General features: G+C 72.1%; 5 protein-coding genes. 4 read left to right on the top strand and 1 reads right to left on the bottom strand.

Translation table 11 applies throughout. The features are described 5' to 3' along the window. Together ACGF8B_RS41805 and ACGF8B_RS41800 are read left to right on the top strand one after the other, a co-directional pair. The coding region (locus tag ACGF8B_RS41805; RefSeq protein ID WP_392748139.1) for an SDR family NAD(P)-dependent oxidoreductase at window positions 1-10,053 on the top strand (10,053 nt) is incomplete at its 5' end. 85 nt (window positions 10,054-10,138) lie between these two features. Continuing rightward, on the top strand, window positions 10,139-11,746 hold the full coding sequence (locus ACGF8B_RS41800) for a DHA2 family efflux MFS transporter permease subunit (RefSeq protein ID WP_392748138.1): 1,608 nt from the start codon (window positions 10,139-10,141) through the stop codon (window positions 11,744-11,746). A gap of 102 nt (window positions 11,747-11,848) precedes the next feature. On the opposite strand, the gene ACGF8B_RS41795 is transcribed toward ACGF8B_RS41800, so the two are convergent. Next, window positions 11,849-13,054, bottom strand: coding sequence for a cytochrome P450 (locus ACGF8B_RS41795; RefSeq protein ID WP_392748136.1), 1,206 nt, complete (start codon window positions 13,052-13,054; stop codon window positions 11,849-11,851). A 202-nt stretch (window positions 13,055-13,256) separates the two neighbouring features. On the opposite strand from ACGF8B_RS41795, the gene ACGF8B_RS41790 reads away from it, so the two are divergent. Then, window positions 13,257-14,282, top strand: a complete 1,026-nt coding sequence (locus tag ACGF8B_RS41790; protein ID WP_392748134.1) for a ketoacyl-ACP synthase III family protein — start codon at window positions 13,257-13,259, stop codon at window positions 14,280-14,282. Window positions 14,283-14,433: 151 nt separating this feature from the next. Next, window positions 14,434-14,691, top strand: coding sequence for a phosphopantetheine-binding protein (locus tag ACGF8B_RS41785; protein WP_392748132.1), 258 nt, complete (start codon window positions 14,434-14,436; stop codon window positions 14,689-14,691). The last annotated feature ends 164 nt before the right edge of the window (window positions 14,692-14,855 follow it).

Raw genomic sequence — 14,855 nt, 5'->3', positions numbered from 1 at the left:
GCGTCGAACGGTCTGACGGCTCCGAATGGTCCGTCGCAGCAGCGGGTGATCCGTCAGGCGCTGGCGAACGCGGGTCTGACGGGTGCGGACGTGGATGTCGTGGAGGCGCATGGTACGGGTACCAAGTTGGGTGATCCGATCGAGGCGCAGGCGTTGCTGGCCACGTACGGTCAGGAGCACACGGCTGAACAGCCCTTGTGGCTGGGCTCGTTGAAGTCGAACATCGGGCACAGCATGGCTGCCGCCGGTGTCGGCGGTGTCATCAAGATGGTGATGGCCCTGCGCCGGGGAACGTTGCCGCGAACGTTGCACGTGCAGGAGCCGACCGGTCATGTGGACTGGGAGTCGGGTGCTGTCTCACTGCTGACGCAGGAGCGTTCCTGGCCCGAGCTGGACCGTCCGCGCCGGGCCGCGGTTTCCTCGTTCGGTATCTCCGGCACGAACGCGCACCTCATCCTGGAGCAGGCACCGGTGGAGGCGGACGGCGAGCCGCAGGAGGCTGCCCCGGTGGCCGGTCCGGTGCCGTGGGTGTTGTCGGCCCGGAGCACGGCAGCGTTGCGTGAGCAGGCGGCCCGGCTCGCCGGGTTCGTCGCCGATCGGCCGGACCTGGATGCGGTCACGGTCGGTTCCGCGCTGGTGCACGCCCGCACCGCTTTCGACCATCGGGCGGTCGTCGTGGGCACCGACCGCGACGAGCTGCTGCGGGCCGTACGGGACCTCGCCGACCCGGACACTCCCGTGCAGGGAGCTGTCGCCCCGGGCCGGACCGTGTTCGTCTTCCCCGGGCAGGGCTCCTACTGGGCGGGCGTGGCAACAGGGCTGTACGCCGACTCCCCGGTGTTCCGGGCACGGCTGGAGGAGTGCGCGAGGGCGCTGGAACCCTTCGTGGAGTGGGACCTGCTGGACGTCCTGTTCACGGAGGAGGGCGCCGGACTCCTGGAGCGGGTGGACGTGGTCCAGCCGGCTCTGTGGGCGGTGATGGTGTCGCTTGCGGAGCTGTGGCAGTCGTACGGGGTCGTTCCGGACGCGGTCGTGGGTCACTCGCAGGGCGAGATCGCCGCCGCGACCTTCTCCGGCGCCCTGTCCCTGGAGGACGCCGCCCTGGTGGTGGCGCTCCGCGGCCAGGCGATCGTCGAGATCGACGGGCAGTGCGGCATGCTCTCCGTCGCCCTGCCCGTCGACCGGGTACGCCCCCTTCTGACGCTCCGGCCCGACGACCTCGAAATAGCCACCATCAACGGGCCGTCGTCCACCGTCGTCTCGGGAACCTCCGAGGGACTGGACGAACTGGCCGGGGCGCTGGAGGCCGAGGGAGTACGGGTTCGCCGCATCCTCACGAACTATGCCTCGCACTCCCGGCACGTCGAACCGATCCATGACCGGGTGACCGAACTGCTCGCCCCGATCAGCCCCCGCACCTCCGACACCGTCTTCTACTCCACCGTCCAGGGCGAGCCCATCGACACCGCCGTGCTCGACGCGGACTACTGGTACCGCAACATGCGGCAGACGGTGCAGTTCGAGAAGACCACCCGGGCACTGCTCGCCGACGGCTTCACCACGTTCATCGATTGCGGCGCGCACCCCGTGCTCTCCATCGGGATGCAGGAGACCTTCGCCGACGCCTCCGCGGCGAACGCCCTGGTCGTGCCGTCGCTCCGCCGTGGCGAGGGCGGCCTCGGACGCTTCCTGCGTTCACTCGGCCAGGCCTGGGAACACGGCGTGGACATGGACTGGGGCCGGGTACTTCCCCCGACACATCAGCCGGTGGAACTGCCCACCTACGCCTTCCAGCGCAGCCGGTACTGGCTGGAGCCGGCCCGGCAGACCGCGGATGTGTCCGCCGCGGGTCTCACCGCCGCCGAGCACCCCCTGCTCGGCGCGGTCGTGGGAATCGCCGGCACCCGCTCCTCGGTGCTCTCCGGACGGTTGTCCTTGCGGACACATCCGTGGCTGGCCGACCACGCGGTGGCCGGGACGGTCCTGCTGCCCGGCACCGCCTTCGTCGAACTGGCCCTGCGCGCCGGCGACGAGACCGGCTGCGACACCCTCGAAGAACTCGCCCTGGAAGCGCCCCTGACCCTGCACGGCACGGGAGCCGTACACCTGCAAGTGGCCGTGGAGCCCTCGGACACCACGGGCAGGCGCGCCATCGCCGTGTACTCCCGGTCCGAGGAGGCCGGTGACGACGACGAGGCATGGACGCGCCATGCCACCGGTGTGCTGGCCCACGGTTCCACGGAGAACGCCGACCCCGTCCCGGATGGTGTGGGGGTGTGGCCTCCGGTGGGTGCGGTGCGGGTTGATTCGTCGGGGTTGTACGGGGCGTTGGCGGTGGCGGGTTATGAGTACGGGCCGGTGTTCCAGGGTGTGGAGGGGGTCTGGCGGCGTGGGGAGGAGGTGTTCGCCCGGGTTGTGCTCGGTGAGGAGGAGTGCGGTGGTGTGGGGGCGTTCGGGGTGCATCCGGCGTTGCTGGATGCGGCGTTGCACGCGGGGTTGTTGCCGGGGGACGGTTCGGGGCTGGTGGCTCCGAGGTTGCCGTTCGTGTGGTCGGGTGTGCGGTTGCATGCGACGGGTGCGGTGGCGGCTCGGGTGCGGATGGTCCCGGTGGGTGAGGGGGGTGTGTCCCTGGAGCTGTCCGACGACGAGGGGCGCCCGGTCGTCACCGTCGACTCCCTCGCCCTGCGTGAGATCCCGAAGGAGCGGCTCCGGGCCGACGCCGCGGACGAGGCACACACCCCGTACGCCGTCGAATGGACCCGTACGACCCTGCCCGAGCGGGGCCGCACGGGAACGTACGCCGTGGTCGGCGGGGACACCCGCCTGACCCGCGGCCTCGCGGACACCCTGCGCGCACCCGTGTACCCCGGCATCGACGCCCTCCTGGACGCCGTGCGCGAGGGCGCCGGAGCGCCGGAGCTGGTCGTCCTCGCCGCGTCCGGGCCGCCCCTGCCCGGCGACCCGGCCGTGAGCGACACGCCGCGACACGTACGTACCGCCGTGCACCGCACCCTGGCCGCGGTCCAGCAGTGGCTGGGCAGCGAGGAGTCCATGCGCTCACGGCTGGCCGTCGTGACGCACGGCGCCCTGGCGGCGCGGCCCGGCGAGGACGTCACCGACCTTGCGGGCGCCGCCGTGTGGGGCCTGATGCGAACCGTCCAGGCGGAGGAGCCCGACCGGTTCGTGCTCCTGGACCTGGACGACCCCGACCACCCGGCCGACGACCTGGCACGGGTGTGGTCCGCCGCCGGCACCGAACCCCAGCTCGCCCTGCGGAGCGACGGCCCGCTGGTGCCCAGGCTGATCAGGGCCACCACCCCCGACGACGCCCCGGCCCCGCGCCCGCTCGACCCCGAGGGGACGGTTCTGATCACGGGTGGTACGGGGACGTTGGGTGCTCTGTTCGCGCGTCATGTGGTGCGTGAGTACGGGGTGCGTCATCTGTTGTTGGTGAGTCGGCGGGGTGCTGGTGCCGAGGGTGTGGGGGAGCTTGTCGCGGAGTTGGGTGAGTTGGGTGCCCGGGTTCGGGTGGTGGGGTGTGATGTGGGTGACCGGGAGGCGTTGGCGGGGTTGCTGGCGTCGGTTGCGGTGGAGCATCCGTTGACGGCGGTGGTGCATACGGCCGGGGTGCTGGACGACGGTACGGTGACGGCGTTGACGGCGGAGCGGGTGGACGCGGTGCTGCGTCCCAAGGCGGACGCGGCCTGGCACCTGCACGAACTCACCCGTCACCTCGACCTCGCCGCCTTCGTCCTCTTCTCCTCCGTCACCGCGACCCTCGGCAACCCGGGCCAGGGCAACTACACCGCGGCGAACGGCTTCCTGGACGGCCTCGCCCAGCACCGGCACGCCCACGGGCTGCCCGCGCTCTCCCTCGGCTGGGGGCTGTGGGGCCGGGCGACCGGCCTGACCGGCCACCTCGGCGAGGCGGACCTCGCCAGGATGACCCGGGGCGGCCTCGCTGCCATGGACAACGAACACGGTCTCGCCCTGTTCGACGCCTCCCTGACCACCGGACGTGCGACCACCGTCCCCACCCGCCTCGACCTCGCGGCGCTGCGGGCCGGCGCGGGCGCCGGACAACTCCCCGCCCTGCTCCGCTCACTGATCAAGGTGCCCGTCCGCAGAAGCGCCAGGGCCACCGGCGAGACACCGGCAGGCGAGTGGGCCCAGCGGATCGCCGCCCTGCCGGAGACCGAGCGCACCGAGGCGATCGCCACACTCGTACGCACCCAGGTGGCCACCGTCCTCGGACTCGGCTCGGCCGGATCAGTCGAGGACACCCGGGCGTTCAAGAGCTACGGCTTCGACTCGCTGGCCTCGGTCGAACTGCGCAACCGGCTCGCGACCGCCACCGCGCTTCCCCTGCCCGCCACCCTCGTCTTCGACTTCCCCAACCCGGGCGCCGTGACCGGCTACCTGCTGGAACGCGTCATGGGGGAGAGCGCGGCCGCCGAGGACGAACCGGTCCGCCGCCGGGCCGAGGACGACGACCCGATCGCCATCATCTCGATGAGCTGCCGCTACCCCGGCGGCATCGCCTCCCCGGAGGAGCTGTGGCGGCTGGTCGCCGACGGAGTGGACGCCGTCGGCGGATTCCCCGCCTCGCGCGGCTGGGACGAGGCCGAGCTGTACGACCCCGACCCGGACGCGGTCGGCAAGACGTACTCGCGGCAGGGCGGATTCCTGCACGGGGCCGAGGACTTCGACGCCGAGTTCTTCGGGATCAGCCCGCGCGAGGCACTCGCCACCGACCCGCAGCAGCGCCTCCTCCTGGAAACCACCTGGGAGGCGTTCGAAAGGGCGGGCATCGACCCGACGACGATGCGCGGCAGCCGCACCGGCGTGTTCGCCGGAGTCATGTACAACGACTACGCGTCACGGCTGCACCCGGCACCCGCCGGATACGAGGGGTACCTCGGCAACGGCAGCATGGGCAGCGTCGCCTCCGGCCGGGTCTCCTACACCTTCGGGCTGGAGGGCCCCGCCCTCACCGTGGACACCGCCTGCTCGTCGTCACTGGTGGCACTGCACCTGGCCGCACGGGCGCTGCGCGAAGGAGAGTGCTCGCTCGCCCTCGCCGGCGGTGTCGCCATCATGGCGACACCCACCACCTTCGTGGAGTTCAGCCGCCAGCGCGCCCTGTCGCCGGACGGGCGCTGCAAGGCGTTCTCCGCGTCGTCCAACGGCACCGGATGGGCCGAGGGCGTCGGCCTGGTACTCCTGGAACGCCTCTCGGACGCGCGCCGCAACGGCCACCGGGTACTGGCCGTCATCCGTGGCAGCGCCGTCAACCAGGACGGTGCCAGCAACGGACTCACCGCCCCGAACGGCCCCGCCCAGCAACGCGTCATCCGGCAGGCCCTCGCCGACGCCGGTCTGAGCGGCGCGGACGTCGACGCCGTGGAGGCGCACGGCACCGGCACCACCCTCGGGGACCCGATCGAGGCACAGGCGCTGCTGGCCACCTACGGCGACCAGCACACCCCCGAACAACCGCTGTGGCTGGGCTCGTTCAAGTCCAACATCGGTCACTCGCAGGCGGCGGCCGGTGTCGGCGGAGTCATCAAGATGGTGATGGCGATGCACCACGGGACGCTGCCGCGCACCCTCCACATCGACGAACCCACCCCTCACGTGGACTGGTCCGCCGGCACGATGACACTGCTGACCGAGGAGCAGCCCTGGCAGGAACAGGACGGCCGGCCGCGCCGTGCCGCCGTCTCCTCGTTCGGCATCAGCGGCACGAACGCCCACCTCATCCTGGAGCAGGCCCCCCACCACGAACCCGTACGGGGCGAAGCCGCCCCGGCGGCCGGCCCGCTGCCCTGGGTCCTGTCCGCGCACACCGAGGAGGGGCTGCGGGCCCAGGCGGCGCGCCTCGTGTCGCACCTCGACGAAGCGGCCGAACCGCCGCGTCCCGAGGACGTGTCCCTCGCACTGGCCACCGCCCGGGCCCGCCTCGCACACCGCGCGGTCGTCCTGGGCACGGAACGGGAAGAACTCACCGAGGCCCTCGCCGCCCTGGCCCGCGGCGACGACACGCCGGACGTGGTGCGCGGATCGGCCTCCGGCACCGGCCGCACCGCCTTCATGTTCACCGGGCAGGGCAGCCAGCGCGCGGGCATGGGACGCGGACTGTACGAGACCTTCCCGGTGTTCGCCGAAGCCTTCGACGAAGCCTGCGCACGGCTCGACACGGCGCTGGGCCGCTCCCTGAAGGAGCTGGTGTTCGCCGCGCCGGACAGCCCGGAGGCCGACCTGCTCGACCGCACGGTCTTCACCCAGGCCGCCCTCTTCGCCACCCAGACCGCGCTGTACCGGCTCACCGAACACCTCGGACTCGCCCCCGACCTGCTGATCGGCCACTCCGTGGGCGAGGTCACCGCCGCACACGTCGCAGGCGTCCTCACCCTGGACGACGCCTGCACCCTGGTGGCGGCGCGCGGACGGCTGATGCAGTCGGCCCGCGAGGGCGGCGTGATGATCGCGATCCGGGCGACCGAGGCCGACGTCCTCGACCGGCTGCGGCCGTACGAAGGGCGGCTGAGCCTCGCCGCGGTCAACGGCCCCCGGGCCGTGGTGATCTCCGGCGACGCCGACGCCGCCCACGAGGTGGCCGAGCACTTCCTGGCCCAGGGGGTCAAGACCCGCCGGCTGACGGTCTCGCACGCCTTCCACTCGCCGCACATGGACGGGGTGCTCGACGAATTCGAACGGATCACCCGCACCCTGACCTTCCACGAGCCGCGCATCCCCGTCGTCTCCAACATCACCGCGCGCCTCGCACTCCCCGGAGAGCTGACCGACCCCGGTTACTGGGCACGGCACATCCGGGCCGCGGTCCGCTTCCACGACGGCATCCGCACCCTGCACCGGGAAGGCGTCACCACCTACCTCGAACTGGGCCCCGACCCCGTCCTGACCACACTGGTCCACAACACCTTCGAGGACGGGGACGACACCCCCGCAGCGGTCCCGGCCCTGCGGGCGGGACGCCCCGAGGACCGCACCTTCCTCGCCGCGCTCGCCACCGCCGACACCCGCGGCACCCCCGTCGACTGGACGGCCCTGCTCACCGGACGCGACGCACGGGCCGCCGACCTGCCCACGTACGCCTTCCAGCGCAGCCGCTACTGGCTGGAGACACCCGCCGCACCCCGCGACGCCGCCGCGACGGGGCAGGACTCCGCCGACCACCCGCTGCTCGGCGCCTACGTCGAACTCGCGGGCGGAGAAGGGCTGGTGGGCACCGGCAGGCTCTCGCTCGACGACCACCCCTGGCTCGGCGACCACGTCGTGGCGGGTGCCGTGGTACTGCCCGGCGCCGCACTGGCCGACCTCGCGATCTGGGCCGGCGACCGGGTCGGCTGCACCGCCGTCGAGGACCTCACGATGGAAGCCCCGCTGGTGCTTCCGGAGCGCGGCGCACTGCGCGTCCAGGTGACCGTCGGCGCCGCCGACGACGCCGGCCGCCACCCCTTCGGCGTGTACACCAGGCCGGAGACCGGGGCCACGGGCGACGAGAACGCGCCCTGGGTCCGGCACGTGACCGGGACGCTCGGCGCCGCAACCCCGGACGGCGCGGCCGGGGACACCGCACTCGGCGGGACCTGGCCGCCGCCCGGCGCCGCGGCCGTCGACGTGGAGGCACTCCACGACCGCCTCGCCACCGCCGGGCTCTCCTACGGCCCCGCCTTCCGGGGACTGCACGCCGCCTGGCGCCTCGACGACGAGCTGTACCTCGACGTACGGCTGCCGGAGGGCGACTTCGCCGCACCGGACGGCTACGGCATCCACCCGGCTCTCCTCGACTCCACCCTGCGTCCACTGGCACTGGGCGGCCCCGGCCGCCCGGACCCGGAGGAGACGGAAGGGACGGAGGACCGCATCCACATCCCGTTCCTGTGGAGTGGCGTCACCCTGCACGCGACCGGAGCCACCGCCGTGCGCGTACGCATCCGTCCGGCTGCGACCGCCGGTGCCGTCCGCCTCGACATCGCCGACCCCGAAGGCGCACCGGTGGCCCGCGTCGAGACCCTGGCCGTCCGGGCACTGCCCGGCGGCCGGCTGAGCGCCCCGGGCACGACGACCGCGGCGGACGGCGGACTCCTGCACATCACCTGGACCGAACTGGCCGCGGCCGACGGCCCGCTCCACGAAGGACGCTGGGCGGTACTCGAAGACCGGTCCGAACTGGCCGCCCCCGCGATGGCACACACAGCGCGTCACATCCCGGTCGAAACCCTCGCGACACTCACCGACCCGGCCACCACACCGCCCGACATCGTGGTCCTCGACGCGATCGGCCGGCCCGGGACACCCGGCACGAACCCGCCCGCCACGGCACGCGCCGCCATCGCCGACATCCTGGCGCTGCTGCACACCTGGCTCGACCGCGAGGCCCTCGCCGACACCCGTCTCGTGCTGCTCACCAGGCAGGCCGCGGCCGTCCGGGCGGGCGAGGCACCCGACCCGGTGGCAGCCGCCGTCACCGGCCTGCTGCGCTCCGCCCAGTCGGAGAACCCCGGCCGCATCGTCGTCCTCGACCTGGACGGCACCGACGCCTCGGCACGCGCCGTGGCCGGGGCGGTGACCGTGGCCCTCGCACAGGGCGAGCCGCAGATCGGGCTGCGCGAAGGCGTCGCGTACGTTCCACGCCTGGTGGCGCGGACACCCGACCCGGACCAGGACCCGCGACCGCGGTTCACCCCGGGCGGCACGGTCCTGATCACCGGGGCCACCGGCTTCCTCGGCGGACTCGTCGCCCGGCACCTGGTCGCCGAACACGGCGTACGGCACCTGCTGCTGGTCAGCCGACGGGGCGAGGACGCCCCCGGAGCCCGTGAACTGGGCGCCGAACTGGCCGCATCGGGGGCATCACCCGCCTTCGCCGCGTGCGACGTCGCGGACCGGGAAGCGCTCGCGGACCTCCTGAGCACCGTCGAGGCCGCGCACCCGCTGACCGCGGTCGTCCACACGGCGGGAGTGCTCGACGACGCGGTCCTCACCGGGCTGACACCGGAACGCTTCGACACCGTGCTGCGCCCCAAGGCGGACGCCGCCTGGAACCTGCACGAGCTCACCCGCGACCTGGACCTGTCGGCGTTCGTGCTCTTCTCCTCGATCGCCGCACCCCTCGGCACCCCGGGACAGGCCAACTACGCGGCGGCCAACGCCTTCCTCGACGCGCTCGCCCTGCACCGGCGGGCCGACGGCCTGCCCGCGCTCTCCCTGGGCTGGGGACTGTGGGGCAACGACGCCGGCATGGCCGAGGAACTCGCGGCCGCCGACCGGGCCCGCCTCGCCCGCACCGGCATCGCACCGATGGCCGGCGACCACGGCCTCGCGCTCCTGGACGCCGCCCTGCCCGCTTCCGAAGGGCTGCTCGTACCCGTACAGCTCGATGCCGCAGCCCTGCGCACCCAGGCCGCGGCAGGCCAACTGCCCGCCCTGCTGCGTGCGTTGGTCCGTACCCCCGCGCGCCGCTCCACCGCCTCCGGCGGCACCGGCGGCAGCGCGGAACCGCTGCTGGACCGGCTGACGGGAATGGCTCCCGACGAGCGCGCCGACACCGTACTGGAACTGGTACGCACCCAGGTCGCGGGCGTACTCGGCCACACCGACACCCGGCGCATCGACAGCGAACGCAGCTTCCAGGAGCTGGGCTTCGACTCCCTCACCGCGGTCGAACTGCGCGACCGGCTGTCGGCCGCGACCGGGCTGCGGCTGACCGCCACACTCCCCTTCGACCACCCGACCGCCACGGCGCTCGCCGCGGAACTGCTCGGACGACTCGTCCCGGACGACACCGCGGGCCCGGCATCGCTGGCCGAGGCCCTGGACCACCTGGAGGCCGCTCTCACCGGGGCCACCGGGGCCGGGACCGAGGAGTACGAGCGGGTCGACGGACGACTCGGCGAGCTGCTGCGCAGGTGGCAGGGCGCACACCGGCACCTGGTGTCCGACGACGAGTCGGACCTCGACTCGGCCACGGACGACGAACTCTTCTCCGCCCTCGACGACGAGCTCCGGGCCACCGGAGCCGAGTGAGCCCACACCTGTGGGCGCTGGGCGATCTCTCAGCAATGTTCCAGAAAGCAATGTGCACCACAGGTGTACGGACAAGGAGTCATCCGTGAGGAATTTACGCGGGAACCCATGGGCAGTCCTCGTGACGCTGGGTCTCGGGTTCTTCATGACACTGCTGGACCTGACCATCGTGAACATCGCGATCCCCGACATGATGGACCGGCTCGGCTCGTCACTCGACGAGGCCCTGTGGGTCGTCAGCGCCTACGCGCTGGTGCTCGCGGTCACGCTGATCACCTTCGGTAGGCTCGGTGACCTCCGCGGACCACGGACCCTGTTCGTCGCCGGTGTCACACTGTTCACCCTGGCCAGCATCGCCTGCGGCCTCGCCGGGACCCCCGGCCTGCTGATCGCCACGCGCGCGGTCCAGGGGCTCGGGGCGGCGATGATGGTGCCCCAGACCATGGTCCTGATCATGGCGGTGTTCCCGGCGGACCGGCGCGGCACCGCCATGGGCGTGTGGGGATCGATCGCAGGCGTCGCGACCCTCTCCGGCCCGACCCTGGGCGGCCTGATCGTGAGCACGATCGGCTGGCGCTGGATCTTCTTCATCAACGTACCGATCGGCATCGCGGTCATCGCGCTGACGTTCCTGTGGGTGCCCGACATCCGGCCTGCCCGCGCCCACAAATTCGACGTCGTGGGTGTCCTCATCGTCACGGCCGCACTGTTCTGCCTGTCCTTCGGCCTGCAGGAGGGCGAACGCTACGACTGGAACGCCGGCATCGTCGCACTGATCACCGCGGGCGTGGCGCTCATCGGTGTGTTCGTGCTCTACCAGCGGCGCAAGCAGGACGACGAGCCGCTGGTGCCGTTCGCCCTGTTCCGTGACCGCAACTTCACCGTCATGACCACCATCGTGGCCCTGATCTCGATGGCGCTGCTGGGCCTGGTGCTGCCGATGAACATCTATCTGCAGTCCGTGCTCGGCATGAGCGCGCTCCAGGCGGGCCTCACCCTCGCGGCGTCCCCCGTGATGTCCATGTGCACGGCGCCCTTCGCGGGCCGCATGTCCGACCGCATCGGCGGCAAGAACGTCCTGCTGTTCGGACTGGTCGTGTACGGCTGCGGCATCGCTCTGGTGATGAGGCTCGCCGCGACCGACAGCCACTGGTACACCTTCACCGCACCGATGGCCGTCCTCGGCCTCGGCACCGGCTGCCTGCTCGCACCGATGGCGACCGAGGCGATGCGCAACGTGCCCCGGCAGCTCGCCGGCGCGGCCTCCGGCGTCAACAACACGTTCCGGCAGGTCGGTTCGGTACTGGGCGCCTCGGTCGTGGGCGCCGTACTGCAGAGCAGCCTCGCCTCGAACCTGCACTCCGAGGCGGCCGCCCGCGCCGACGAACTGCCCGCAGGATCCCGGGCCGGCTTCGTCGACGCCTTCTCGCACGGCGACGCCCCCGACGCGGCGGCACTCAAGGAGCTGGCGTCCGACCTGCCCGGGCAGGCGGCGGGAACGCTCGGCAAGCTGGCGGGAGACGTCTACGACCACGGCTTCGTGACCACGATGGGCTCCTCCCTCGTACTGCCGCTCTGTGCCATCGCCCTGGCCGCGCTGCTGTGCACCACGGCCCACAACCACATGAAGAAGAAGGCGGCGGTGGCCGAGGCCGTCGCACCGGCCGGAACGGAGCCGGAGCCCAGCCGCTGACCCGACGCCGGCGGCCTCCGGGCCCGCCGCCCGGGAACAGCACTGTGCGCGGTACCCCTCCGCAGGGGTACCGCGCACAGTGCTGTTCCCGGAAGTGCGGCGCTACCAGCGCACGTGCAGCGCGGAAAGGCCACCGGTCAGTGTGTTGTCCCTGAACTGCAGCTCGTCGAGCTCCGTGGCGAGCTGGAGGTTCGGGAACCGCTCGAACAGCGTCGAGAACACGATCTGGAGCTCCAGTCGGGCCAGGCCCGAGCCGAGGCAGAAACGCGGACCGTGCCCGAACGCCAGGTGCTGGGTGCTGTCCCGGGTGATGTCGAAATAGTTCGGGTCCGAGAAGATGTCCGGGTCCCGGTTGGTGGCCGTGAAGGCCAGCAGCACCAGGTCGCCCTCGGGAATGGTGAGGTCACCGACCTGGATGTCCTCGTGCGCGTACCGCGGCAGCACGTCCTGGGTGGACGGCGCGGCCATCCGCAGGATCTCCTCGACCGCCGACTGGATGTGCCCCCGGGGATCGGCCTGGAGCTTCGCGCGCTGCTCGGGGTGGGTGAGCAGCAGCAGCGTGCCCAGGTCCAGCCGGGTCACCGTCGTCTCGTGGCCGGCGAAGAGGATCCCGGAGGCCATCCGGGCGATCTCGGCGTCCTCCAGGCCCTCCTTCTCCTGCGCCGCGACCAGGTCGGAGAAGACGTCCTCGGCGGGGTTCTTCCGCTTCACGTCGATCAGCCGGAACATGTAGTCGTTCAGCTCGGCCCAGGCCGCCTTGGCGGCCTCCACGTCGTCCAGGCTGGTCGAGCCCGCCGAGAGCCGGCGGAACTCCTCACGGTCCTCACCCGGAACACCGAGCAGCTGGCAGATCACCAGAACGGGCAGCGGGAAGGAAAGGGCCTCGTGGAAGTTCCCGGGGTTCGGGCCCGACTCAAGACCGTCGTACAGCTGGCTCACCAGCTCCTCGACACCGGTCTTCAGACGCGCCACCCGGCGGGCGGAGAAGGCCGGGGAGAGCAGCCGGCGGAAGCGGGTGCGCGTGGCCACCTCCTCCTCGGGCTTGCCCAGCGGACCGGTGAGAACGGCTGCGTTGGCGACGCGCGCCGCCCGCTCCGGATGGGCGTGCGAGCGCCCCAGACGCGGATCGTTGAGCAGCTGCTTCACCTCGCCGTAACGGGTGACCAGCCACCCCTCGTCACCGGCGGACGTGCCGACCCTGACCACCGGCGACTCGGACCGCAGGGCGCGGAACGTGGGCGCGATGCCGTTCACGTCGTCCGGATCACGAGGGAAGGGAAGACGGGCGAGCTCTTGAACCTCTGTCACGGTCGTGCTCCTCGGGTCGGCATGGTGAGGTGACTGACATTCCCGAGGGGAACGCTAGGCAACCGGGCTAAAGGTGTCTTAAACCGCCTGCCGGGCCGCCTGCCGCGAATCCCCCTGCAAGCGCCGCGAAAGTGCTACGCAAGCACCCGGTGCGAGGGTGGCCCGACCTTCATTTGGTTCTGTGGAAAGAGGGCGTCGCAAGATGAGAGTGGACAACGTCTTCCTCGCCGGGATCGGTACGTTCGTCCCGGAGCGGGTCACGATCGACGAGGCCGTCGAACGCGGGTGGTACGACGCCGCCCTGCGCGAGTCCAGCGGCATGATCTCGGTGGCCGTGGGCGGCGACACACCGGCACCCGACATGGCCGTCAGTGCCGCACGGGACGCGATGAAACGCTCCGGACACCGGCCCGAGGACATCGACGTCCTCATCCACACCCCGGTGTTCCACCAGGGCCCCGACATCTGGTCAGCCCCCCACTACATCCTCCACAACACCCTGAACCGGCCGATCCCCGCCCTGGAGCTGCGCCAGGGCTGCCTCGGCATGGTGACATCGCTGCGGTTCGCCGCCAACCTGCTGATGGCCGACCGCGACTCCACCGCCGTGCTCGTGACCGCCGGTGACAACTTCTCCACGCCCAACGTGGACCGCTGGACCGTCAGCTCCAACTACATCCTGGCCGACGCCGGTTCGGCCGTGGTGCTCTCCAAGCGGAGCGGCTTCGCCCGGCTCCTGTCGGTGGGCTCCGTCTCCATCCCGGAGGCGGAGCTGCTGCACCGCGGGGGAGACCCGCTCTTCCCGCCGAGCGTCACTCTGGGCAAGGGACTCGACCTGGAGGCGCGCACCGACCACCTCCGCGAGCAGTGGGCCAAGGGGGTGGTCCCGCCCGTGTTCCACCTCGGCGACATCGTCAACGAGACCGTCGACGCCACCCTCGCCGAGGCCGGGCTGACCATGGACGACATCACCAGGGTCGCCCACAGCGGAGTGGCCTGGGAGCAGGTCGAGAACGGGTTCCTCGCCCCGCTGGGCATCGAGAGCTCGCGCGGCACCTGGGAGTTCAACCGCCGCACGGGCCACTCCGGCGGCACCGACCAGATCGTCGGCCTCGACCACCTGCTGTCCTCGGGACAGCTCAAGGCGGGCGACCACGTACTGCTGCTCGCCGCGGCCGTGGGCATGGAGGTCGGCTCGGCCGTCCTGGAGATCATCGAGGTCCCGTAGGTCCTGTAAGTCCTGTAAGTCCTGTAGGTCCCGTGGGCCGCACGGGCCCCGCGGACCCCGCGATCCCGTGGGCCGTACGGGTCCTGCGGACCCCGCAGAGATTCCGTGGATCCCGCGAATCCCGTAGAACGTACGAGAAGAGGCACCCACCATGAACCCTTCCACCACCGGGACCGTCGGCGCCCCGGCCGCCGCCCCCACCCCGCAGCAGATCAAGGAAACCGTCGGGCAGCTCATCGGCATTGACGCCGATGCCATCGCCGACGACGTGAACCTCATCGCCCTCGGACTGAAGTCCATGCACATCATGCAGCTGGTCAACGGCTGGCGGCGGGCCGGCCGCCGGGTCTCCTTCAAGGACCTGGCCGCGGACCCCACCGTGGCGAACTGGTCCCGGCAGCTGGCCTGACCGGACCACCGGCACAACAGCGCGACGGTACGGCGGTGGGGGGGGGGGGGGGCGCCGGCCCCCCCCCCCCCCCCCCCCCCGCCGCCCCCCCCCCCCCCCCCCCCCGGCCCGCCCCCCCCCCGCCCCCCCGCCCCCCCCCGCCCCCCCCCCCCCCGCCCCCCCCC

It is taken from the genome of Streptomyces sp. NPDC047917 (assembly GCF_043204345.1).
GTDB lineage: Bacteria > Actinomycetota > Actinomycetes > Streptomycetales > Streptomycetaceae > Streptomyces > Streptomyces sanglieri.
Note: the sequence above shows the minus strand (reverse complement) of the source record. Positions and strands in the feature narration are given on the sequence as shown.

Excerpts from the sequence above, each read along its gene's own strand:
- ACGF8B_RS41790 (WP_392748134.1), top strand. The coding sequence starts at position 13,257 with ATGAGAGTGGACAACGTCTTCCTCGCCGGGATCGGTACGTTCGTCCCG.
- ACGF8B_RS41785 (WP_392748132.1), top strand. The coding sequence starts at position 14,434 with ATGAACCCTTCCACCACCGGGACCGTCGGCGCCCCGGCCGCCGCCCCC.